21 protein-coding genes are annotated in these 21,559 nt (G+C 41.7%); 2 read left to right on the forward strand and 19 right to left on the reverse strand.

All coding sequences use genetic code 11. The annotated features are described in order from the left end of the window. Window positions 1-188: 188 nt before the first annotated feature. The 11 genes from rplA to HT711_RS07505 all read right to left on the reverse strand — a co-directional run bounded on the left by rplA (window position 189) and on the right by HT711_RS07505 (window position 8,599). On the reverse strand, window positions 189-878 hold the full coding sequence (gene rplA / locus HT711_RS07455; RefSeq protein ID WP_001085675.1) for a 50S ribosomal protein L1: 690 nt from the start codon (window positions 876-878) through the stop codon (window positions 189-191). 206 nt (window positions 879-1,084) lie between these two features. Then, window positions 1,085-1,510: a 50S ribosomal protein L11 gene (gene rplK, locus HT711_RS07460; RefSeq protein ID WP_001085807.1), complete on the reverse strand. Its 426-nt coding sequence runs from the start codon at window positions 1,508-1,510 to the stop codon at window positions 1,085-1,087. Window positions 1,511-1,632: 122 nt separating this feature from the next. Next, entirely contained in the window at window positions 1,633-2,349 is a 717-nt protein-coding gene (ldcB, locus tag HT711_RS07465) for an LD-carboxypeptidase LdcB/DacB (RefSeq protein ID WP_173249916.1), read from the reverse strand. Window positions 2,350-2,351: 2 nt separating this feature from the next. Further along, window positions 2,352-2,822 (reverse strand): HIT family protein, encoded by a 471-nt coding sequence (locus HT711_RS07470; RefSeq protein WP_173249917.1) that lies wholly within the window; start codon window positions 2,820-2,822, stop codon window positions 2,352-2,354. Window position 2,823: 1 nt separating this feature from the next. Next, window positions 2,824-3,861 carry a M42 family metallopeptidase gene (locus tag HT711_RS07475; RefSeq protein WP_173249918.1) on the reverse strand — a complete coding sequence of 346 codons (1,038 nt, stop codon included), beginning with the start codon at window positions 3,859-3,861 and terminating at the stop codon, window positions 2,824-2,826. Between the two features lie 96 nt (window positions 3,862-3,957). Further along, a complete protein-coding gene (gene brnQ, locus HT711_RS07480) occupies window positions 3,958-5,283 on the reverse strand; it encodes a branched-chain amino acid transport system II carrier protein (protein WP_164227035.1) in 1,326 nt (441 codons plus the stop codon). A 171-nt stretch (window positions 5,284-5,454) separates the two neighbouring features. After that, window positions 5,455-5,742: a rhodanese-like domain-containing protein gene (locus tag HT711_RS07485; RefSeq protein WP_173249919.1), complete on the reverse strand. Its 288-nt coding sequence runs from the start codon at window positions 5,740-5,742 to the stop codon at window positions 5,455-5,457. 10 nt (window positions 5,743-5,752) lie between these two features. Beyond that, on the reverse strand, window positions 5,753-5,944 hold the full coding sequence (locus HT711_RS11300) for a hypothetical protein (RefSeq protein ID WP_240148995.1): 192 nt from the start codon (window positions 5,942-5,944) through the stop codon (window positions 5,753-5,755). Between the two features lie 3 nt (window positions 5,945-5,947). Then, window positions 5,948-6,526 (reverse strand): uracil-DNA glycosylase family protein, encoded by a 579-nt coding sequence (locus HT711_RS07495; protein WP_173234577.1) that lies wholly within the window; start codon window positions 6,524-6,526, stop codon window positions 5,948-5,950. Between the two features lie 53 nt (window positions 6,527-6,579). After that, window positions 6,580-7,980 (reverse strand): dipeptidase PepV, encoded by a 1,401-nt coding sequence (pepV, locus tag HT711_RS07500; RefSeq protein ID WP_173234575.1) that lies wholly within the window; start codon window positions 7,978-7,980, stop codon window positions 6,580-6,582. Window positions 7,981-7,993: 13 nt separating this feature from the next. Next, window positions 7,994-8,599, reverse strand: coding sequence for a nitroreductase family protein (locus tag HT711_RS07505; RefSeq protein WP_173249920.1), 606 nt, complete (start codon window positions 8,597-8,599; stop codon window positions 7,994-7,996). 170 nt (window positions 8,600-8,769) lie between these two features. Here HT711_RS07505 and HT711_RS07510 point away from each other — a divergent pair, with 170 nt between their 5' ends. Then, a complete protein-coding gene (locus tag HT711_RS07510; RefSeq protein WP_173249921.1) occupies window positions 8,770-9,570 on the forward strand; it encodes an amino acid ABC transporter substrate-binding protein in 801 nt (266 codons plus the stop codon). Window positions 9,571-9,635: 65 nt separating this feature from the next. Here the strand turns inward: HT711_RS07510 and HT711_RS07515 are convergent, their stop codons facing one another. The 8 genes from HT711_RS07515 to recJ all read right to left on the reverse strand — a co-directional run bounded on the left by HT711_RS07515 (window position 9,636) and on the right by recJ (window position 20,615). Then, complete coding sequence (locus tag HT711_RS07515) at window positions 9,636-10,469, reverse strand: metallophosphoesterase family protein (RefSeq protein WP_173249922.1); 834 nt, start codon at window positions 10,467-10,469, stop codon at window positions 9,636-9,638. Next, the gene (gene uvrC / locus HT711_RS07520) at window positions 10,459-12,306 is read right to left on the reverse strand and encodes an excinuclease ABC subunit UvrC (protein ID WP_173249923.1); all 1,848 of its coding nucleotides are present in this window, start codon (window positions 12,304-12,306) and stop codon (window positions 10,459-10,461) included. The genes HT711_RS07515 and uvrC overlap by 11 nt, the downstream gene beginning before the upstream one ends. Before the next feature lie 38 nt (window positions 12,307-12,344). After that, window positions 12,345-13,046 carry a M57 family metalloprotease gene (locus tag HT711_RS07525; RefSeq protein ID WP_173249925.1) on the reverse strand — a complete coding sequence of 234 codons (702 nt, stop codon included), beginning with the start codon at window positions 13,044-13,046 and terminating at the stop codon, window positions 12,345-12,347. A gap of 78 nt (window positions 13,047-13,124) precedes the next feature. Next, window positions 13,125-14,357: a peptidoglycan bridge formation alanyltransferase MurN gene (gene murN, locus HT711_RS07530; RefSeq protein ID WP_173249927.1), complete on the reverse strand. Its 1,233-nt coding sequence runs from the start codon at window positions 14,355-14,357 to the stop codon at window positions 13,125-13,127. Window positions 14,358-14,361: 4 nt separating this feature from the next. After that, window positions 14,362-15,582: an aminoacyltransferase gene (locus HT711_RS07535; protein ID WP_173249929.1), complete on the reverse strand. Its 1,221-nt coding sequence runs from the start codon at window positions 15,580-15,582 to the stop codon at window positions 14,362-14,364. Between the two features lie 130 nt (window positions 15,583-15,712). Continuing rightward, window positions 15,713-16,492, reverse strand: a complete 780-nt coding sequence (locus tag HT711_RS07540; RefSeq protein ID WP_050267724.1) for an alpha/beta hydrolase family protein — start codon at window positions 16,490-16,492, stop codon at window positions 15,713-15,715. Window positions 16,493-16,558: 66 nt separating this feature from the next. Beyond that, window positions 16,559-18,220: a ribonuclease J gene (locus HT711_RS07545; protein ID WP_000065626.1), complete on the reverse strand. Its 1,662-nt coding sequence runs from the start codon at window positions 18,218-18,220 to the stop codon at window positions 16,559-16,561. A gap of 172 nt (window positions 18,221-18,392) precedes the next feature. After that, on the reverse strand, window positions 18,393-20,615 hold the full coding sequence (gene recJ, locus HT711_RS07550; protein ID WP_173249931.1) for a single-stranded-DNA-specific exonuclease RecJ: 2,223 nt from the start codon (window positions 20,613-20,615) through the stop codon (window positions 18,393-18,395). A 176-nt stretch (window positions 20,616-20,791) separates the two neighbouring features. On the opposite strand from recJ, the gene HT711_RS07555 reads away from it, so the two are divergent. After that, on the forward strand, window positions 20,792-21,550 hold the full coding sequence (locus HT711_RS07555; RefSeq protein WP_173249933.1) for an amino acid ABC transporter ATP-binding protein: 759 nt from the start codon (window positions 20,792-20,794) through the stop codon (window positions 21,548-21,550). Window positions 21,551-21,559 lie beyond the last annotated feature (9 nt).

A 21,559-nucleotide genomic window follows, 5' to 3' on the forward strand; every position in this document is an offset into this window, starting at 1 on the left:
TTTATACTCTTCGAAAATCTCTTCAAACCACGTCAGCTTCACCTTGCCGTACTCAAGTACAGCCTGCGGCTAGCTTCCTAGTTTGCTCTTTGATTTTCATTGAGTATTACCTTACAAGAAGATATTTTGAAATCAAAAAAAGTTGAGACATAGCGTCTTCAACTTTTTTACATTAGATTAACTACTGATTAAAGTGAGTTTACGTCAACTTTGATACCAACACCTTGAGTAGTTGTGATAGTCAAGTTTGTTACGTAAGTTCCTTTAGCTGTAGCTGGTTTTGCTTTTTGGATTGTTTCGTTGAAAGCTTTGAAGTTTTCAACCAATTTTTCAGCTTCAAATGATACTTTACCGATGATTGCTTGAACGTTACCTGCACGGTCAGCACGGTAAGTGATTTTACCACCTTTAGACTCTTCAACTGCTTTAGCAACATCCATTGTTACAGTACCAGTTTTAGGGTTTGGCATCAAGTTACGTGGTCCAAGGACACGTCCAAGACGTCCAACAAGAGCCATCATGTCAGGTGTAGCGATAACTACGTCGAAGTCCAACCAACCGTCGTTGATTTTAGCAACAAGGTCATCTTCACCAACAAAGTCTGCACCAGCAGCTTTTGCTTCTTCAGCTTTTGCACCACGTGCGAAAACAAGAACGCGTGAAGTTTTACCAGTACCGTTTGGCAATACCATTGCTCCACGGATTTGTTGGTCAGCTTTTTTAACGTCGATGTTCAAGTTGTAAGCAACTTCTACAGTTGCGTCAAATTTTGCAAAGTTAGTTTCTTTTGCAAGTGCTACAGCTTCTTCTACGCTGTATGCTTTTGTGCTGTCGATTTTCTCAAGAGCAGCACGAAGTTGTTTGCTTTTTTTAGCCATTTTCTATTCTCCTTGTAAGTGGTTCAATCGATTTTCATCTCCCACGTCACTTCTCGAAATGATGAAGTCTTGCGGGTTTTCAGTCTATTATTTTTCTCTTCCTACGGCCTTAAGCTCCTTGCTGTACCCAAGTACAAGCATCAGTCACTTGCCTAATATGAAAAGCAACTAATAGACTGCTGTGAGATTTTCTACTGTGTTATTGATTAATCAACAACAGTGAATCCCATAGAACGAGCAGTACCTTCGATCATACGCATTGCAGACTCTACGTTTGCTGCGTTCAAATCTGGCATCTTAGTTTCTGCAATTTCTTGTACTTGCGCACGAGTAACTGTAGCAACTTTAGTTTTGTTAGGTGTACCTGATCCTTTTTCAACACCTGCAGCTTTTTTCAAAAGAACAGCAGCTGGTGGTGTTTTAGTGATGAAAGTAAATGATTTATCTTCGTAAACTGAGATAACAACTGGAATGATCATACCAGCTTGGTCAGCTGTACGAGCGTTGAACTCTTTTGTGAATCCCATGATGTTGATACCAGCTTGACCAAGAGCAGGTCCAACCGGTGGAGCTGGTGTAGCTTTACCAGCAGGGATTTGCAATTTTACAAGTTTTTCGACTTTTTTAGCCATTTTTAAATCCTCCTTTGTGGTTTTGGCGGTAATTAGAGATTTTTACCTCCCACAAGTATGCTTTTCACATACCCATCTATTATACACTATTTATCTGGAATTGCAAGAGAAAAGTTTATTTTTTAATCGACGTAATCTCCGCCTTCAAAGCCATAGTATTCTTCCAAACTAAGACCACTCTCAGCAATTTCTTTAGCTTCTTTTCCTACATAACGCAAGTGCCATTCCTCAGCCATATAGCCTGTTTCCTTTTCCTTACCTTTGAGATAACGGACAACAAAGCCATAATCAGCTGCATGGTCCAAAAGCCATTGGGCTGCTTTTTCTTCTGTCACCAGATCACCATTTGTCCCAATCACATCAAAGGCTAAACCTGTCTGGTGTTCGCTATAGCCAGGTCGAGCAGAATAACGGTCGGCAGCTTCTTTCCCATCTTGATTGACATAATCTTGATAGAGCTTGGTCTGAGTTTCATAACTTCTAAAGCCACTGTAATGATCGCTGATTGGGAAACCTGCCTCTTGCATCGCTTTGATGAGTTTGACCAACTCTGCCTTGGCTGTTGGATTTTCCCCTGGATTGTAGTCTTTCGACAATGGATAGTGTTTATTGGCTACGATGATTTCATCATATTTTCCTTGGATGCTGTAGTAATCTCCCTTGTTAACCACTTCTGCTTTCTTCTGGGCAGTTCCTTGAGACTTACTTCCGACTGTCCCATCAGCTTTGGCTGTCTGTTCTGTCTTAGTTTCTCCATCTTCATTTTTTACTTTTTCTTGTGAACAAGCTGCTAGACTCAAAGCTAGCAAGGCTGTCAAGACAAGGTATCTTTTTTTCATTTCTACTCCTTTATTTCTAATAGTTTATCTACTTCTGACGATAAACATTCGACTAATCTTTTAATCTCTTCCGGTTTTACTTGGCAAGTTTCTGCTGTCATTTCTTCAAAGGGAACCCACCAAACTGGCCCACGACCTTTAAGACCGTGGCCATTCATATCACCTGTCCGTCGTGGAAACAGATGCCAATGAAGATGGGCATCGCCATTTCCTAGCAGTTCGATATTCATTTTCTCAGCAGCAAATGCCTTGGCAACTGCCTCTTGGACTAGACTCATTTCTTCGAGAAAACGGAGTCTTGTTTCCTTTTTCAAATGGTGCAATTCGGTAACGTGTTCCTTAGCTAGAAAAAGACTATATCCTGCAAAATACTGGTGATCTCCAATTACAAGATAGCCTGTTTCCAACTCTTTGACAAAATAGAGATTTTCTCCCTTCTTGATGAGCTCAATTCTCTGGCAAATCAAACACATATTAGTCTACCAATGCACTCTTAAGATAGGCATCAACCATACGCTCCGTTGCAACCACCGAGTCAATATGAGTACGCTCATAAGAATGACTAGACTCGATACCAGCACCGAGAAGGGCATGTTTGACTTCTGCACCTGCAGACATAGCTGCTGAAGCGTCCGAACCATAAAATGGATAGATATCCAGCTTAAATGGAATATCTTGCTCTTTAGCCAAAGCAACCAAATGTTGACGGAAGTCATAGTGATAAGGACCTGAAGCATCCTTGACACAGATGGATACTGTGTACTCATCTGTCTGCTGGTCATCTCCCATAGCTCCCATATCCACAGCCAGATATTCTACCACCTGAGCAGGAATATTAGAATTAGCCCCATGCCCCACTTCTTCAAAGACTGAAAAAGCAAAATGGGTTGTTACTGGTAATTCAATCTTCTCTTCCATATAAATATGAAGCAGGTTAAGCAAAATTGCTGCACTGACCTTATCGTCCAAATGACGAGACTTGATAAAACCTGTCTCTGTCACGACGGTTCGTGGGTCAAAACTGATAAAATCACCGACCTCAATGCCAAGAGCACGAGTTTCTTTTTCACTGGTTACTTTGGCGTCCAAACGCACTTCCATATTGTCCTGCGTACGTTCTGCAGTTCCTGCATCCTTGTAGACATGGCAAGAAGTTTGGTGGATGAGGATGGTGCCTGATAGCTTTTGACCTGTGCTAGCCACATGAACGGTACAGTTTTCACCTTCAATCATGTTCCAAGGAAAACCACCGATACGATCCAATTTGAGACGGCCGTCTGGTTTGACAGCACGGACAATAGCACCCAGCGTATCTACATGGGCAGTCACATAGCGATGCTCTTCATTATTTTGACCTTTGATGGTCACATTGACACCGCCCTTAGCTGTGCGAACCGGCTGGTAACCAAAACCTTCTAAAGTTTTGACTAAATAGTCCGCAATGTCCCGAGTGAAACCTGTTGGAGACGCAATAGCTGTCAGTTCTTTGATATATTCTACTGTTTGATTCATTTCTTCACCTCTTTTGCTACCTATTATAACACATTTATCATCGGATAAAAAAGAAAATCACCCCTGTAGACTTAGCTACAAAAGTGATTTTAATGATTATTCCATTTCAAAAACATCGCTTTCTTGCTTATTTGGTAGAACCAATGAGAGCAAGATTCCGACAACGGCTGGTACTAACCATGGGAGAGATGCCTTGGCAAAAGGAAGAGCCTTGACAAGATTTGCAAGAAACTCAACTTTAAATGAGCTTCCTAGTACGCTTGCAATGGCAATAGCTGTAACAACAGCAATTGTCAACTGCATACCTGGTTTTGAAAGAGCCACAAATTTGTTGACAATGACAATCATAACGATAGCAATCGTGATTGGGTACAAGATAACCAGTACTGGAATTGAGTACTTGATAATCGCATCAAGACCTAAATTAGCAATGGCAAATCCAATCAAGGTAAAGGCTGTCGCATAAACCTTGTAGCTGATTTGTGGGAAGCGCTCATTAAAGAACTCAGCTGTTGACACAATCAAACCAACTGTTGTTGTGAAGCAGGTTACGGTAACCATAGCTGCAAGGAAGAGTTGAGCTGTTGAGCCAAAGATTTCTTGAGTCGCTTGTGACAAGATGTAAACACCTGGTGTTCCACCCTTCATCGCCTCAGCTGGTACCGGGAAATGATTTCCAAGGAAACCTAAACCGATGTAAAGAGCGCTGAAGGCAAGGGCTACAACGATACCAACAACCCAAATAGTCGAAATGTATTCTTTCTTACTTGAAAATCCAAGTTGTTTTAAGGTTTGAACTGCGATTACACTAAAGGCAACTGAGGCAAGGGCATCCAAGGTATTGTAACCTTCTAGGAAACCTGTACCAAAGGCAGAAGCTTGATAAGCAGCTGACGCAGCTTGAGGACTTGTTCCACCATATTTGATAGCTCCTAGAACAACCAAGATAACAATCAAAATAGCAAAGACTGGTGTTAAAATACGGCCGATACGGTCTAAGATTTTTGATGGATTAAGCGAAATTAGATAGGCTGCTGCAAAGTAAAGAACCGTAAAGACAATCAAACCAAGACCTTTATTTGCATCCGACAAAAGGGGGCTAATCCCTACTTCGTAAGCTGTTGTAGCAGTACGTGGGATAGCAAAGAATGGACCGATTGACAAGTAAAGAACTGAGAGGTAAAGAGTCGCAAACCAAGGCGCTATCTTTGTTGAAATCTCGTAGATATATCCTTTAGGATTTAGCGTTCCAATAATAAGAGTCAAGACGGCAATACCGACACCTGAAAAGACAAAACCTGCGATGGCAGGAAGAAAATGTTCTCCAGATAGAGCACCTAGAGAAGGCGGAAAAATCAAGTTCCCCGCACCAAAAAATATTCCAAACAGGAGTAAACCTGTTAGGGCACCTTTTTTAGCCATGAAAATCTCCTTCATATTTATAAAATACTGACCTAGTATATCATGAATAGGAGTATGAAAAAAGCTTCACGAAGTAAATATTGAATGTTTTCAAGATTCTTAAAAATGAGAATTGTCTAAAAATAAAATTCTCCTACCCAGTCCACACCAAGTAGGAGAAAATTGTACTGTTTACAGTTCTTCAAAGGCCATCATGCCACCTTGTACATTGATAACTTCATAACCTTGTTCTGATAGGAATTGGCAAGCACGCGCCGATCTCATTCCAGATTTACAAATAACATAATGTAACTGGTCCTTGTTCAACTGATCATAGGTATCAGCCAATTGACTAAGTGGCAGGTTGTGGGCGCCTTCTAAATGGAGTGCTTCAAACTCATCCACTTCTCTCACGTCCACTAGAGAAAGTTGATTGTTTTGATAAAGCTGGTAAAATGCGTCAAAGGTTATTTCTTTCATTCTTTTTCTCCTAATACTCTTCGAAAATCTCTTCAAACCACGTCAGCATCGCCTTACCGTAGGTATGGTTACTGACTTCGTCAGTTCTATCCACAACCTCAAAACAGTGTTTTGAGCTGACTTCGTCAGTTTTATCCACAACCTCAAAGCCGTACTTTGAGTAGCCTGCGGCTAGCTTCCTAGTTTGCTCTTTGATTTTCATTGACTATAAAATAGTTTTAATTCTTTTTTTCAAATCCGGCACCACTTCTGACTCAAACCAAGGATTTTTGGCCATCCAGATTTGATTTCGCGGTGAGGGGTGAACTAGTGGAAAATAGGTTGGCAAGTAGTTCTGGTAATGTTTTACCCGTTCTGTTACCTTGCCACTGATTTTCTCCTGCAAATAGTAGGCTTGGGCATATTGACCAATCAAGAGGGTTAACTGAATATCTGGTAATTCTTGCAAGAGCTGAGGATGCCATTTTTCAGCAAAGCCAGTTCTCGGTGGCAGGTCACCCGACTTGCCATGCCCTGGAAAGTAGAAATCCATAGGCAAAACAGCAAAATAACCTGAATTGTAAAAGGTATCTTCATCCACACCTAGCCAGTCTCTCAGGCGGTCACCACTCTTATCTTTCCAGTAAAGGCCTGCCTCCTGCGTTTTAAGACCAGGCGCTTGACCGATGATATTGATGCGAGCAGTCTTTGGCGCTGCAAAGAGAGGTTCAATGCCACGCTCTGTATAGCTGACATTCTGCGGATCCGCCATAATAGCCTGCTTGATTCTTTCAATTTGAGACATCTACTTTCCCTCCAAAAAGAAGTCTAAGCATACAATCTCAGACTTCTATCGTTTTATTTGATCAATTCGTAAATTGCTTCGGCATAGATTGCTGCAGCTCGGAAGAGATCATCCAAGGCGATAAATTCATTGGCTTGGTGCATGGTGTCAATTGAGTCTGGGAACATGGCACCATAGGCAACACCTCGTTCTAGCAAGCGACCAAAGGTTCCACCACCGATAACTTGCTCGTGACCTTTAAGTCCAGTTTGTTTTTCATAGACATTCAACAAGGTTTGCACAAGTGGATCTTCCATTGGCACATAGTGAGGCGTGTGACCGTGCTCAGAAAGGCTAACAGAAGCAACTGGCAAGTTTTCAAGGATTGACTTGATTTGCTCTGGGTTGGTTCCTTTTGGATAGCGGATATTAAGGGCAATAGTATTGTCAGCACTTGTTTCATCGAAGCGGAAGACACCGGCATTCATAGAAAGGGCACCCATCTTTTCATCCACATGGGCAATCTTGAGATTTTCACCCTCATGGTCGTTCAAGAGAATTTTACCAGCGATGTCAAGGTAGTCTTTGGCTGGAGCAGCAAAGTCAAACTGGCTAAGGAAGAGGGCTAGGTAAGTCGCACCATTGACACCTGAAGCAGGCATAGCACCGTGGGCTGATTTACCAATGATCGTCACCTTGTATTGGCCAGCTTCTTCTTGGAGTTCTCCTCTAAGTTTGTGTTCTGCAACAAAGGCATCTAGTTTAGCTTGCAAGTCAGCCAAATCACCTGAAACAACCGCTGTTGCTGATTCTGGTACCATGTTTTCACGCAAACCACCTGTAAAGCTGTGAAGACGGGCAGCACCCGCATTTTCACCTGCAAAGTGGAGGTATTCCGTGATATTTCCTTTTTCACCATTGATGATAGGGAACTCAGCGTCTGGAGAGAAACCAAAGTCTGGCTTGGCAAGTCCTACGTGCTCGAAGTAGTAGTCCATGTCTGCCCAGCCTGATTCTTCATCAGTTCCGACGATGAAGCGAACTTTCTTAGAAGTTGGAAGGCCCAACTCTTTGATGATTTTCAAACCATAGTAACAAGCTGTTGTAGGACCCTTGTCGTCCGAAGCCCCACGCGCATAAAGGCGACCATCTTTGATAGTTGGTGTGTAAGGGTCTGTGTCCCAACCGCTACCAGCTGGCACCACGTCCATGTGGGCAAAGATTCCGAGAACTTCTTCTCCATCACCAAACTCAAAATGTCCTGCGTAGTTGTCAACATTTTTAGTTGGGTAGCCATCGCGGTCTGCGATTTCAAGGAATTTTTCCAAGGCTTTTACTGGACCAGGCCCAAATGGATGCTCAGCATCAACCTTGCTATCATCACGTTCTGAGTTAATTTCCAAAAGGCTAAACAAGTCAGCCAAGAGGTCTTCTTTGCGTTTTTCTACTTCTGCTGTAAAATCAATTGTTGTCATTTTTTTCTTCTTTCTATCTTTTCTCGATGATTTCATCTACTGGCAAGCGGTAGCTTGGTTCCAATTTTTCGTCTGTGTAACCCACTGTGATCAAGAGTTCTGGGCGGAAACGGTCTTCAATTTCCAAAACCTCATTGACTTTTGATTTGTCAAATCCAAGGATCAAATTTGATCCGATTCCTTGGTCTGTAAGAGCCAGAACCAAGTTCATAGCAACCAAACCTGCATTGAGGGCTAGGTAGTCGCTGACTTGTTGCTCACTGTAACGCGCAAACTCGGCAGGCAAATTCTTCATAAAATATTGAAGTTGCTCTTCAGAAAAGTTATTAGCACCACCAACACGAGCAATCTTACGAGCGCGTTTAGCCAAATCTGTGTCTGTAAAGAGAGCAATGGTTACAGGCGCTGATGATACCTGTTCAAAGTTTGAACCGTAAGCCAACTTTGCCAGTTCAGCATTTTTCTCACGAATCACCACAAATTTCCAAGGCTGGCTATTGTGGGCACTTGGAGCCAAGGTTGCAATTTCGATAGCCGTACGCACATCTTTTGGATCAACAGGCTTGTCAGTGAAATGCTTAGTCGCATGACGTTTTTTATTTAATTCAAGAAATTTCATAATCGATTTCCTTTTCTAATTCTACTGCTTCCATTCTACCATAATTTGAAAGAGCTTGCAGGGATTTTTCATGATTAAGATTTTTTATCACAGCCATAAAAAATATATATTGGTTCATCAAGAAAGTTTCTGATAAACTAGCAAGTACTTTACATTTGAATGGAGATATTATGAAAAAATTCAGCCTATTACTAGCCATCCTACCATTTTTGGTTGCCTGTGGAAATCAAGCTACACCTAAAGAAACCAGCTCTCAAAAGACAATCGTCGTTGCTACAGCTGGCGATGTGCCACCATTTGACTACGAAGATAAAGGCAATCTGACAGGTTTCGACATCGAAGTTCTAAAAGCAGTGGATGAAAAACTCAGCGACTACGAGATTCAATTCCAAAGAACTGCCTGGGAGAGCATCTTCCCAGGACTTGATTCTGGTCACTATCAAGCAGCAGCTAATAACTTGAGTTACACAAAAGAGCGTGCTGAAAAATACATTTACTCACTTCCAATCTCGAATAATCCCCTCGTCCTTGTCAGCAACAAGAAAAATCCTCTAACTTCACTTGACCAAATCGCTGGCAAAACAACTCAAGAGGATACTGGAACTTCAAACGCTCAATTCATCAATAACTGGAATCAGAAACACACTGATAATCCTGCTACTATCGATTTTTCTGGCGAAGATATCGGTAAACGAATCCTAGACCTTGCTAACGGAGAGTTTGATTTCCTAGTTTTTGACAAAGTATCTGTTCAAAAGATTATCAAGGACCGTGGCTTAGACCTTTCTGTGGTTGACTTGCTTTCTGCCGATAGCCCCAGCAACTATATCGTTTTCTCAAGCGACCAGAAAGAGTTTAAAGAGCAATTTGATAAAGCACTTAAAGAACTCTACCAAGACGGAACACTCGAAAAACTCAGCAATACCTATCTAGGTGGCTCTTATCTCCCAGATAAATCTCAGTTACAATAAGACATGATAAAAACGATTGGCTGGTCCAATCGTTTTTAGTTTGCATTGGTTATTTTAGGAAACTTTTACAAAAAATCAAAATAATCCTTCACATCTTCTACATACCCATGCTTTTCTATTAAGCTGGCTAAAAGTTCGAGATTGTGCCCCTGATAGTTGTCTTCTCTTCGTAGCTCTTCATACATTTCGATAAAGGGAAGCCCCTTGGACTTGGCCAATTCTAACTCCGATTCATAGTCATAAGCGACTTTACGAAATAGGATATTTACCAATTCCCCATCTTCAACTTCTATCACGGCATACTGGGCACGGTGATTTTTTAACGCCTCCCAATTAAAATAGGGCATGCCAATCGAACCTGGATTGATGATTTGTTGCCCTTGACTGCCATAACGAAGCAACTGCTTGTGAACATGACCATAGACTGCCACGTCCGTTTCCTCATCTAGTAGTTGGTCAAATTTCTCTGTATCATTCTCAACTAGCAAGTCACCACCATAGTTCTTATTTGGCAAATTATGAGAGATAGAAAAGCGCAATCCGTCAATTTCTTTCTTTTCCAGCAAAGGCAAGCTTCGTAGCCAGACAATCGTTGCAGGATCCATTCGCTCCATCAAAAACTGGGTCATGCGCATTGACTGGATTTCTTTCGGATGTTCCAAACCATATTCACCATCCAAGGCCTCAAGGACACAATCATCCCAATTACCTCGAACACTGGCTGTGATAGGAAGGTCCTTTAGCAGGGCGACCAAGTCATTTGCACCTGGACCAGGAAGAAAAATATCTCCCAGAAGCCAGTATTCACTGACTCCTTGATTTTTAGCATCTGCAATCACTGCTTCTAAAGCCGTCGCATTTCCATGAATATCTGATAAAATTGCGATTTTATGTTTCATTGTGGTTTCCTTCCGTTTGGTAATCTACTCTTTCTTCTGCCACTTGAGGCAAGGTTTCTGTTTCATGCGGGTTCAACTTGTTTTGCACAGCTTCTGCGACTGCTCTTGGTACCCCAACTTCGACAATCTCATCCACACTGACTTCCTTGATTTTAGTCAAAGACTTGAAATGCTTCATGAGATTCTGCTTGCGTTTAGGTCCCAGCCCTTCAATTCCATCCAGTTGTGATGAAAAAGAATTTTTGGAGCGCAGTTGCCGGTGGAAAGTAATAGCAAAGCGGTGCACCTCATCTTGGATGCGTTGGAGGAGGAAAAATTCCTGAGAATTGCGAGACAACTCCACCACCTCAAGTGGATCTCCAAAGAGCAATTCATGGGTTTGGTGCTTGTCATTCTTTTGCAGACCTGCAATGGGGATATCCAAGCCCAGTTCTTCTTGGATGACCTGCTTGGCGATATTGACTTGACCTTGTCCCCCATCGATGACAATCAAATCTGGAGGAGTCAAACCGTCACGCTGTACTCGACCATAGCGCCTGCGAATGACTTCTCTCATACTGGCATAGTCGTCTGGTCCGACGACAGTCTTGATTTTATACTTACGATAATCTTTTTTACTTGGTTTGCCGTTGACAAAGACCACCATGGCTGAAACAGGGCTAGTTCCCATGATATTAGAATTATCGAAGGACTCGATGCGGACTGGGGTCGGTATTTGGAGCAAACGACCTAGATTTTCAATAGCTCCTTGTGTCTTTTCGACAGATTTCTCTAGCAGGTTGAATTTCTGCTCTAGGCTGACTCGAGCATTCTTTATAGCCAGATTGACCAGCTGCTTTTTCTCTCCACGCTGGGGTTTGAGAATCTTGGTGTCTACCAAAGCCTTGACAGCTTCTTCGTCAATATCCTGCGGAATCAGTACCTCATTGGGAACCAGATGAGATTTTTCTTGATAAAATTGTCCCACATAGGTCAAGAAATCCTCATCCGGATCATTATAATAAGGGAAAAGATTGACATCGCGCTCAATAAGCTTGCCCTGACGAACAAAGAAAACCTGAACACACATCCAACCCTTGTCCACATAGTAGCCAAAGACATCACGATTTTGGAGATCCTTGGCCATAACCCGTTGCTTGGTCCGAAGCGTTCCAATGGCCTGAATTAGGTCACGGTATTCCGCTGCACGTTCAAATTCCATAGTCTGGGCTGCCGTTGCCATCTTGCCCTTGAGGTCATCGATGATTTTGTCATCCTGTCCTTTTAAGAAGTCAGAAACCTCCTGAGCCATAGACTTGAAGTAGGCCTCATCCTTCTTACAGATAGTGTGGGCCATACATTGACCGATATGGTAGTAAAAACAAACCTTAGACGGTGGATTCGTACACTTTCTAAAAGGGAAAATTCGATCCAGCAGCCGCTTGATTTCATTGGCTGCCCCCACATCTGGGTAAGGTCCAAAGTAGAGACCGCCGTCCTTCTTGACCTGACGGGTGATAATTAAACGAGGATAGCGCTCATTGGTGATTTTGATGAAGGGATAGGACTTGTCATCCTTGAGCATGATATTGTATTTAGGCTTATTTTCCTTGATCAGATTGATTTCTAGGAGAAGTGCCTCAATATTGGACTCCGTAACGATAAATTCAAAATCTACAATTTCAGACACCAAGGCCTCTGTTTTGGTATCATGACTTCCACGGAAATAAGACCTCACGCGGTTACGCAGATTTTTAGCCTTTCCTACATAGATAATGGTGCCGTTTTTATCCTTGTGAATGTAGCAACCTGGGCTGGTCGGCAAGAGCTCTAGTTTTGATTTAATCAAGTTATTCATAGTTCCATTATAGCAAAAAAGTAGGGAAAGATTGTTCCCTACTCACTAGTCTCATATATTTTTCGAAGGTTTGCAACATCCACTTCCTGAATACCATAAAAGGAACCCGCAGGTTGCATGACAGACTTTTCATCTGTATGGTCCAAGCCAATCGCATGCCCCAACTCATGTTCTGCCGTATGGACAATGCGCTCATAGGAATAGCCATAGTCTGGATTGGACAGATAATAGTGATTCAACCGCACCGTGACAGACAAGAATTGCCCCGTCAAGAGATTGGTCTGACTTTCCGCTTCTCCTGCCACAGGAGTACCTCCGTCATTCATCTCCGTAGCCAAGATATCTGCCTTGCTGGACTCAGTCACAAGTTCAAAATGAAAGGCACCAGTTTGATTCCAGTTCTGAATTGCTTCTAAATATGCCTCTTGAAAGCGTGAATCCATCTGCGGATCCAAGTAAATACGAGCAGAAGCCTGTGGCCATCTTCCTTCAGAATGCTGGTGGCTATCTGTCTGGTTCAACTTAGGCAGTTGCCCTGTTCTTTCCCATTGGTCGATACTTTGTTGACCAATTTTTACTGACCGTTCTGCTTGCTTCAGCGCCCCTTGAAAATCCCCGTTCAGATACCAGAGAAATCCAAAAGCAAGAGTACATAAAAGCAAAACAATCCAAACCAGACGCCAAAACAAACGCCAAATAAAATAAAAGAAAGCCCCTATCAAACGAAAAAGCCAACGCATATCTCTCCACCTTTCTAGCAAATAAAGTCTATTTTACTAAAACAAGCTGAAAGAAAGCTAAATACTGGCTTTTTCATCTTAACGTCCTACTATTTTTTTGAATAACTGAATAGCTTTGTATTTTAAAGGCGATGGATGATAACGGAAAGTTCCTGCTTTACGTACAATATAGCCATTAAAATTTTGTTTAAAACGCAAAACACCATCACTACCATCAAAAATCCCTTGAATGCCTAGGAAGTTGTATTTAGGTATTCCACGTTTTATGCTTTCCAACATAACATATTTTTGAAGCAGTGCAGGGGCATAAAACTTATTAAACTCAGTGTAAGAACCACTAAAGAGATAAGTCGTTTCCTGAGGCATATAAACAAATAAACTCCCGGCTAAAACAATATCTTCTTCTCCATATTTTTCAATCAAGTCTCGCGCTTCTGCTTTTCGAACTTCAAACGTTTCAAATTGACTAGAATATTCTCTCAGTTGATTTTGTTTTTTCTCAGAATGAGGATTTTTACTCAAATCAAGTCGCAACTTGTCCAAGATTTCTTCTAGTTTACTTTGTTCACCTTGCAATTTGCTCATATAGTCCGAAAAATTCAAGGTTGCTATGAGAAACTCCGCTTGTTCTCCAAATGAATCATAAAAGTGCTCATAATATTCTAAACTTTTATCACTGTATTCTCTACGTTCAGAGGTTTCTTTTGTTATATTCTTAAAAATCGATAGTTCTTCACGTTGTAACTTTTTCAACCGAATGCCAAACGTTTCAGCCTTTTTCACCAAGGGTTTACCCTTTTTACTAAAACTTTTAAGCAAATTCTTTTCAGTTAATTCAGTCAAATCTTTATAGTATAACCAATCTGGTTCTCCACCTGGATAACCTCTTGTCAAGCCATCAAATTGATAACCTAAATCAGTTAAACCTTGAATGATACTTTTTTTCTCAGTATCTATTGGATTACCTTCACTATCAAAAGTTTGATAAGTTTCATAAGGTTTTACAAGCAACTCTAATACACCATTTTGCTTGGCATATTCTTTTAACTCCGCATAAAAAACTGGAAGAGCATCTTGTTGGGTATAAATCGGCCCCGAATTGATCTCCATATGCAGACCACCCAGCATGGGCAAGCTATAAACCAGAGCTGCAACTTGAATTTCTCCTTCTTGTTTCAAAGCAAGATAAACAATTCGAGCCCCTCTTTTTTCTAACAAGTCCCCCATCTGAACAGATTGCATAAAGGAACGAGAAGAAACCTGATCAGAATAAGCCTGAAACTCTTCTTTCGTGAGTGTAATTAGTGCCATATACTTACTTTCTATGTTTTTTTCTTAATGTTTTACGGAAATCAAGAGCAAGTCTTAACAGAGGATAGAGAGGATGGGTAGGCATTGTAAATTCTCCCAAATATTCTTCAATCGTTGGATTAAATTTTTCCTTAAAATGATAAAGTCCACCATTGAGAGAGTTTTCAACACCACCTAAATTTTGCCACAACATACCTCGCTCAAAGGCATAGCGAGCCGTTTCATACCAAGTTAAAATTGGTGCATTGTAACGTTTAAAATCATCATCCATACCAGCATATAGATTGACAGAGGTATTACCAAATTCCAAACTCAAAGTAGCCGCTAAGGGAATGTTTGATTTTCCCATATTCATATATCCCTGCAAGAAATCTATTTCCTCTACCAAACGCTCTTTTTCCTTCTTCTGTGCCTCTACTTTTGAAGTTCGAGTCGACTTAGTAATCGCCTCTTCCAACGCTTTGTTTTTAGCTAACTGTTCTTCTAATTCTCTTAAACGCTTAGAAACATCCAAACTCGTTAGCGTGATATAAGAATCTTCTTTGAAGTTATCTAATAATTTTTTATAATAGGCTTCGTTTCTTAAATGAATCTCTTTTCGCTTCTCAGTTTTTTTCATCAACTCCGAAAATGAATCTAATAGTTCCAGTCCACCATATTGAATCTCAAGCCCTTTGTTTCGTGCTGTTCGGATAGCTTGCCTCGTTGATTTAGAAAGTTTATCTTCTTCAAAATTTTCCTTGTATATTTTCGCCTGAATACGAGGCTGAATGGTGTCATCCATCTCGGTTGTCCGCCCAGACCATTTCACTCCTAATTGCCCTAAAATCTCAACAATAGCAAGATTTTCAGGATATTCTATCTTATCTTGATTGACCAAATATTGAGATAGACAAATACTTGGATCGAAAGTCACAAAAACCGCTCTCTTACTGCGAGCATAAGACTTAATAGACTGCAGGACAAACTTTAAAAGTTCTATATCCCTGTAATCCAATATAGGTCCTCTTGGAATATAAAACATTTTATAGCCTAAAGGCAGAGATTTTATGAGAATACTAGCCACAGCCAGTAACTTCCCCTCTTCATAGACACCAAATTTCTCATGATTCCAATCAGATTTCACTTTTTCCCAAGCACTGCTTTGTAATACATTAGCTAATTCATGTTCTTTGACAAACTGATCATATTCTAATGTGGGAATGCCAATTTGATAACGGTACATTTCCTACTCTCTTTCCTCCAGTATCTTATTACTATTCTACTACTTTCGTTTGAAAAGTCTAGTGAAAACAGACTTCCAGCATTGTTTTAAATCCAAGAATAACTATAAATAGTGGTTCATTTATAAAAAACTAACTCAATCTCTCTTCTAATTTGAAATCAATTGGCAGAGTTCCTAGAAACCGTTCCAATTGTTTTTCCCAATAGTACCATTCGTGAGTTCCAGCGCTATGGCTATAGGTCACATCAAATCCCAGCTTTTTGAGGTTTTTCACTGCGAGATTATTGGCTTCATACAAGAAATCCTGCTCACCACACCAAGCCCACAGCTTGGTCTTTTTGTCCGATTTTTTAGCCAGACTTTCAAGAGAATAGGGGCTAGCTGTCCAATCTTTAATCTCCCCAAACACACCTCTCCAGTAAGCTGGTGTCCCCAGATTTTGGCTTTCAGGAGAAAACTCTTGAAAGCTAAGGGCACCCGAAAAACTAGCTGCACGAGAGAAACGATTTGTAGCAAGAGCCAGTTTAAAACAGCCGTAACCTCCCATAGAGAGACCAGCGATAAAGGTCTTTTCACGCTTGCTAGTCATATTAGGGAAGAAGCGTTTTAAAACCTCTGGCAATTCCTCTGCCAGAGCTGTGTAATAGTCAAAACCATATTGGGTATCGGTGTACCAACCATTGCTGGTATTGGGCATGACGACGATGAGATTAGTCCCCCGAAGCAAGCGTTCTACATTGGTCCGCTTGAGCCAGCTATTATGGTTGCCAGACATCCCATGCAAAAGGTACAAGACGGGAATATCTTTACGCTCTGGTTCTTCCACTCGATTAGCGTCAGGATAGAGAACATTCACCCCCCACTCCATATCTAAAACTTGTGAGTAATACTCGATTTTCATTACTGCCATAATTTTTCCTCTATTTTTCTATAAGAAAAAGCCGAAACTCGACTTTCTCTCTGTTTATTTCAACGATTATTTCGCTTCCATCACCACTGGTAAAATAGCTGGACGACGCTTAGTTTGATCAAAGAGATACTTGGTCAAATTATCACGAACCTTGCCTTTAAGATCTGCCCAGTCAAAGTCATCTCCTTGAAGATAGTCTTCTACCGTTTGGTTAATCAATTCTGAACTTTCACGGAGAATATCGCGACTCTTCTTGAGATAAACAAATCCACGCGTGTGAACACGAGCCTTGGCCACAATTTTCTTCTCACGACGATTAACGGTAATTGCTACGATGAAAATACCGTCCTCTGACAAGACCTTACGGTCACGAAGAACCACATTTCCAACATCACCAATGGCATTCCCGTCAATCAAGACATCCCCTGCTGAAACCGCTCCAGCTGGGACAAAGTCCCCATTCTCATAAGCCATGCTGGTTCCCTTTTTAGGAATGAAAATGCGTTCTGGCAGCATCCCGACCGCCATAGCAGCCTTAGCATGAGCATCCAACTCGCGGTATTCCCCTTGAATTGGGAAGAGATACTTGGGTTGCAAGAGATTGATCATCAACTGCAAATCACGCGCATTTCCGTGCCCTGATACATGTAAACTTTGGGTAATCAATTTGACAACCCCTCCTGCCTGATAAATCATATTTTCCACACGCGCAACGAAGGCTTCTTTAGCAATAGACGGAGCCGTAGCAATATAGACCAGGTCCCCATCCTTGATTTCTACATAACGATGGCGACCAATCGACATCTTACGAAGTCCATTGATAGGTTCACCCATACGACCTGTCTCAAGAATAATCAACTCATGGTCTTCAAAGCGAGACATATCTTTCGGCTTAATCAAGAGAATTTCGTTGGCTAAAGACAACTTCTTGAGACGAATCGCTGTGCGGACGATATTTTCAATATCAAATCCTGTCAAGACGATACGTCGACCTGTTTTATCCGCAGCGTCAAAAATCTGCTGGATACGAGAAAGGTTACTGGAAACAGCTGCAACGATGATACGACCTTCCCAGTCAGCAATGGTTTGGGTAATTTCATCTCTAACTTCACTTTCACTAGCCACCTGAATATTGCTGTCCGCATTGGCCGAATCACTGAGGAGAGCCAGGACGCCGTCACGACCGATTTCTGCCAAACGAGCGAAGTCTGTCGCATAGGATTCACTAGCTGTCTGGTCAAATTTGAAGTCACCTGTATAAACGATGCTACCTTCAGCTGTCTTCAAGACAATTCCCAGGCTCTCTGGAACGGAGTAAGTCGTAGGGAAGAAGGAAACCACTGTCCCACCAAAATCAATCTCCGTATCTTCATCAATAACATGAAAATCATTAAATTTCTTGACTGCGTCATTTCCTTTGACAAAGAGTTTTGCCAACTCAATGGTCAACTCAGAGCCAAATACAGGTACCTTGGCTTCAGCCAAGAGATAAGGCAGAGCACCAATAGCATCTGCATGTCCGTGAGTTAAAAATACCCCAGCAATTCGATCTTTATTTTCAAAAAGGTAGTCCATCTTTGGAATCACCACATCGACCCCTAATTGTTCATTTTCGGGATATTTTAACCCTGCATTCAAAACAAAAATGGACTCTCCAATTTCAGCAATGTACATATTTTTCCCATTTTCACGTACACCACCAAGTGTTGTTAAACTAATATTACTCATTTTTCCTCCAAAATCTTAGTTTATCTTGATTATAGGGTTGCTTACCCTCTTATTCTAAAAGCACTATTACTGTTAGCCGAATCTTTTCCTACCATTATACCATTTTTTTGATGATTTTCAAAATGAAGATTTGTTTTCAAAAAAGAGCTGGTTGCCCAACTCTTTCTTACGTCTACTCTTTTTCCATTAAAAAGTCATAAATTTCTTGCACAGTTCCTAGTGCCATTATTTCTTGGTCTTTGACGGTTTGTTTGAGATTTTGGTAAATCTGACTTTCTCCTATCTCTCGCTTTGGCGCTTCTTTATTCACTGTCATGACACCATCTTTGATGGTCACAAAGCCTAGCTCTTCAAATACTTGAATCATCTTAACCAGCAAGATTTGTTGGATATTGAGATAAGCAGCCAAATCCTTCAGCTTGTAGCGAATATCAAACTCTGGGAATTGGTAGATGGTCTTGTACAATTTGGCAAACTGCTCTCTAGTCCCATAGCCTGTCAGATAATAGGCCTTATCAATGTCATTTTTGAAATAGACAGCAGAGAAATTCTGTTCCTGAAAAATGATCTTCAGCTGAGTAATATCCTCAGGAATGGTTTTCACGACAATAGCTTCACTAGCCGCCAGATTTGGCAGTTCTCCAGCAAAATCCAAGACTGGAACCCCTTCTGGTAAGACTGCATTTTTCCCACGAATGTTAAAGAGTTGAACACCCTCCACACGCGCATCCACCATCATCAACTGCAGGGCAGTTTGGCCATTCCATTGGTTGACAGACAATTTGACTGCCAACTCTAGATTCTTGGTTTGAGCAAACTCTGTTGCCCATCTGCCTTGTCCAAAGGCTACCACTTCAAAACTCGCCTCACCCTTGGAAATTTTTAGCTTGAGATGGGCATTGCCTGCTCCCATAGTACGAGCACTTTCGACCTGAAAATCCTTGATATAAAAGACAGGTTTCTGATTATCCATTCCAAAAGGTGCCAAGCGCTCAAAGTTCTTGACTGTTTCAAGACTCAAAACCTCCAAATCCAGTTCTTCATCTAAATTTAACTTGTTCTTGCCACCAGCATCTGCTCCTTTTTCACGGACATAATCTTCCAAAACCTGAGATAAATCTGAGAGTTTCTCCACTTCCAGCGTCATCCCTGCTGCGCCAGCATGGCCACCAAAGGCGATAAAAAGATCTCGATGAGGATCCAGAGCCTCAAAAATATCTACTGCTTCCACACTACGAGCACTACCCTTGGCACGATCATCCTCTATATTAAGAACGATGACTGTCTGTCCCAATTCTTCCAACAAACGACCAGCGACAATACCCAGAACCCCAGGATTCCAGCCTTCCTTGGCCAAAACTTGGACCTTCTTCTCAGGATCCACCATGGTCTTGGCTTCTTCATAGATAGACTGGACAATTTCCTTGCGCTCTTCGTTTTTCTGATGAATCATGAAGGCAATCTCGTGAGCTTCCTCGTCGTCAAATCCAGTCAGCAAATCAATGGCTGGATTAGGATCATCCAAGCGCCCCAAGGCATTTAAACGAGGGGCAATCTGGAAACCAACAGTTTCTTCTGTCACTTCGTTAGCAGCAATCCCAGCCATATCCAGCATTTCTTGAAGACCAATACGCTGAGTGTGTCCCAACATTTCCAGACCATATTGCACCAAGATGCGGTTTTCATCCGTCAAACTCACCATATCAGCAATGGTTCCGATAGCGACCAAATCAAGCAATTCCACTTGTACTTCTTCCAAAAGTGCACAAGCCAACTTGAAAGCCACTCCACAACCAGCCAAATATTTGAAAGGATAGTTCGCATCCGGATGTTCAGGATGGACAATAGCATAGGCATCTGGTAAGGTTTCAGGCATGGAATGGTGGTCAGTCACAATGACATCTACTCCCATCGACTGGGCCAATTCAATAGCCTCATGACCAGCAACTCCATTATCCACTGTCACAATCAAGGAAATTCCTTCTTGCTCGATAAAATATTTGTAAACACTGGCATTAGGTCCATAACCGTCGGTAAAACGATTAGGCAGGTAAACACGGCACTCAGCGCCAAGCTGTTCCAAACTTTCCTTAACAATCGAAGCCGAAGTCATGCCATCCGCATCATAATCACCGTAAACGAGGATATTTTCCCCTTCTTCAATGGCCTGACGAATCCGTTCCACTGCCTTGTCCATATCATGAAGCAGATAAGGATCATGCAAGTCCTCCAAGGACGGTTCTAAAAACTTCTTCAGACTTGCTTGGTCCTGAATCCCTCTCTCAAATAATAACCGAGCCACCTCAGGACCCAGTCCAGCCTTCTTGGCTATCTTTGTAAAATCCGCATCTTCAACCTGCGGGGCAAACTGCCATTCATAAGTAGGTGTTATCAAAAAGACATCCACTCTTTCTAAGAATTCTATCGTTTCATTATAACATGATTTAGGCTTTTTCTCTATCCAGATTGCTTTTTTATAACATTTTAGTGAATTTTTTCAGATATGATTTGACAAGGCAATTCTTTTGGTGTAGAATCGTGTTATAAAATCTGACACAAAGGAGATTCCTTATGGCTTTAGTAGAATTTGAACACGTCGAAAAATATTACGGAGACTACCACGCGCTCCGCGACATCAATCTCCGTTTTGAAAAAGGACAAGTTGTTGTCCTCCTCGGACCATCTGGTTCTGGGAAATCCACTCTTATCCGCACCATCAATGGTTTGGAGGCTGTAGACAAAGGAAGTCTTCTAGTAAATGGTCACCAAGTTGCTGGTGCCAGCCAGAAAGATTTAGTTCCTCTTCGCAAGGAAGTCGGCATGGTTTTCCAGCATTTTAACCTCTACCCTCACAAAACAGTGTTAGAAAACGTAACACTCGCACCTATAAAAGTTCTAGGAATTGATAAAAAAGAAGCTGAAAAAACAGCCCAAAAATATCTGGAATTTGTAAATATGTGGGACAAGAAAGATTCATATCCAGCTATGCTTTCTGGTGGACAAAAACAACGGATTGCCATTGCACGTGGACTCGCTATGCATCCGGAACTCCTCCTCTTCGATGAACCAACATCTGCTCTTGACCCTGAAACCATCGGCGATGTTCTGGCAGTTATGCAAAAATTAGCCCACGATGGTATGAATATGATTGTCGTAACCCATGAAATGGGCTTTGCCCGTGAAGTTGCTGACCGCATTATCTTTATGGCTGATGGAGAAGTTTTGGTGGATACGACAGATGTCGATGACTTTTTCGACAATCCAAGAGAACCTCGTGCCCAACAATTCCTCAGCAAAATCATCAACCACGAAAGTGACAAAGTCAAATAAGGAGGCACC

This window comes from Streptococcus sp. 1032 (assembly GCF_013277015.1).
Classification (GTDB): domain Bacteria; phylum Bacillota; class Bacilli; order Lactobacillales; family Streptococcaceae; genus Streptococcus.